Genomic DNA, 2,745 nt, shown 5'->3' with positions numbered 1-2,745 from the left:
TCAAACCGTGCTCCACCGTCCGTCCCGTCCGTAACGCGAATCTGCCAGTCGTGAGCATCAACAATCTGTTTGACAATATTCAGTCCGAACCCGGTTCCATTTGCCGACTGCGAGTAGCCCACCTCAAAGACAGCGTTGCGTTCGTCGGTCGGAATGCCTGCCCCATCGTCTTCAATATAGAACCCATCGGCTAGTTCTCCGACCGTCACTGTCACCTCTGACCCACCGTGTTCAACCGCGTTCCGAAACAGGTTCTCAAATACTTGCTTGAGACGACTGCTATCTGCCCACACGGTTCGATTGACCGTAGTAATTACGCGTCCCTGCTCCATCTGAACGTTCTCCCAACACCTGTCGGCTATCGTCGCGAGATCAACCGGCTGGGTGTCACTCACCTCTTTATTTTCCCAAGCCAAAATGAGAAGATTTTCAATCAGCGCCTCCATCCGCCCTAGTGCTCGGCGGACACTGTTGAGATGGTCGCTATCAGACTCGTCGGCCACCAACTCAAGATGCCCGGTAGCAACGTTTAGCGGGTTCCGCAGATCGTGTGACACAACGCTGGCGAACTCTTCGAGTCTCTGTTGGCGTTCTATCCGCCCGGTGATGTCCTGAGACGTGCCGCGCACACCGACAATTTTGCCGTCCACATGCCAAGGCTCGCCGCGGGTGCGAACCCATCGCACCTCCTCGTCCGTCGTGACAATGCGCAACTCCAAGTCGAACAGTTCGCCCTCGGCCGTCACCCGCTCAACGGCATCCCGGATCGTCGCCTGATCCTCGGGGTGGTAGAACCCGACCGCATCCTCAACCGTTGGCTCGAACTCCATGTCGACGCCGTAGATCTCATAGACTTCGTCGGTCCAACGGAGCGACTCTGTTCGGCGGTCAAGCTCCCAGCCACCGACATCTGCGACGGTTTGGGTCTGTGAAAGGAACTCGTTGGCCTGCTCAAGTTTTTGACTTTGCTGCTTACGTGTTGTGATGTCACGGTACAGCCATAAGTTCGCTTCACCGTCGGGCAGAGTGTACGGCACGTAATCGCGCTCTATCACGCGACCATCTGTGAGGTGGAGTTCTTCGTTTTGAACCAACTCCCGTTGTTCGAGCCTTTCGGAAATCGCCTCGATGAACGCCTCTGGGTCGGTGAATCGGGATTTAAATTCTTCAGCTGCTGTGGCGCAGTCGCGTCCAATTACTTCCTCGCTGTCGATTGGGACGCCAAGTGTTTCGCCCAACTGGTCGTTTGCCATGAGTATGTCACGTTCAGCGTCTTCAACGAGTACGCCCATCGGCAGATTTTCGACGATTGTGCGAAGAACAGTATTTGTCTGCTCAAGCTCTTGTTTGCGCTTTTTACGCTCGCTGATATCACGCAAAATCCCAACTGACCCCTCGAAAGACTCCCCTTCGTAGGGTAAGACGCCCATGTGATCCTCACAGGGGATTGGCTCCCCTTTGGCGGGCTGGACCTCAATCTCGAACTGTACGCTATCGGGGCCGTTCGACGAAAGAATCCTCCCGAGGTGACTTTCCGAGCGGTCGACCACCTCCGATGACTTAATTAGTGCTGGTGACGCTCCAATAATTCTCACACGCTCGTACCCAACCATTTCGATGAACGCGTCGTTCACGTATTCGAAGTGTCCTGTTTCATCAAGTACGTAGACCGGATCGTTGAGAGTCTCGACGAGTGTGCGAAATTGAGTGAGTGCCATCTCCTGTTCCTGTTTCACAGAGCGATCCCGTACCGAACAGACTAGCTCACTGGTCTCCGTCTGAGCAACGGTGTGATCCTCAACGAAGGTCGTTCCGTCGGCTCGGAGCCCAGTTGTCTCCCCGCTCCAGTAGCCATCTTCGGCGACAGTCGGCAAAATAACGTCCCGCACCATCGCTGTGTCGCTGTCGGGGTAGATCAGTTCCCAGTGTTCCCCCTCCATCTCGTCGGGGTCATATCCGTAGATGTCTGCGTAGGCCTGATTGACGTAGATATACTCACCGTCCTCATTAAGGATGCTAATGCCTTCTTGCGCCGTTTCAATGGCTTTGCGCTGCCGTTTGCGCTCTTTTTCGGCACGATATCGTTCGACGGCGTTTCGCAGTCGGTTCGCCAATACAGTATACTGGTCAGCTACACGCTTTTTTTGGAGATAGTCAGTCACGCCAGCGGAGATAGCTTCACCAGCAACCTCCTCAGAACCCTTGCCAGTAAACAGCACGAATGGCAGGTCAGGATAGTTCTCTCGGACAGATTTGAGAAACTCGATACCGTTCTGTGTAGGCATATCGTAATCAGAGACGATACAGTTGAAGTCGCCACGAGAGAGGTGTTCTAGTCCCTTACTGGCGCTCGTCGCTGTCGTGATGGTGAAGTTATCATCCTCGCGTTTCAGAAACTCCGCAGTTAACTCAGCGAAGTCTGGTTCATCGTCGACATGAAGCACGTGGATGCTTGCTTCACTGTTCATGAACGAATATAATAATAGCTGGATAATAACACTATCCAAGCATTTCTCAAGACAGAAATTCAGAGGGTTGCCGACACGCAGCATTTCACCAGGATAACAGCGGAAACTCGACGGCACAGCCGACACTTGCTGACTCGGTTAACCTTTGCGTAGCACATTGTTGATAGACTGCGGTCTTGCGGCTTGCGGTGTATGAATCAGATTGGGAGTTCACGGTAGCGATGCTTAGAAGGTCGATTAGTTCCTCCACTCAACTGGCGACAACTGTACCAACAAT

At 53.5% G+C, this 2,745-nt stretch carries 1 protein-coding gene; it reads right to left on the bottom strand.

The window, feature by feature from the left end; all coding sequences use genetic code 11:
- Window positions 1–2,468: PAS domain S-box protein (locus EXE41_RS18375; protein WP_137691763.1), on the bottom strand; the 2,468-nt coding region annotated here is incomplete at its 3' end.
- Between the last annotated feature and the right edge of the window lie 277 nt (window positions 2,469–2,745).

The sequence above is a fragment of the Halorubrum sp. SD690R genome, assembly GCF_005435035.1.
Classification (GTDB): domain Archaea; phylum Halobacteriota; class Halobacteria; order Halobacteriales; family Haloferacaceae; genus Halorubrum; species Halorubrum ezzemoulense.
This window is presented reverse-complemented; position numbering and strand designations above follow the sequence as displayed.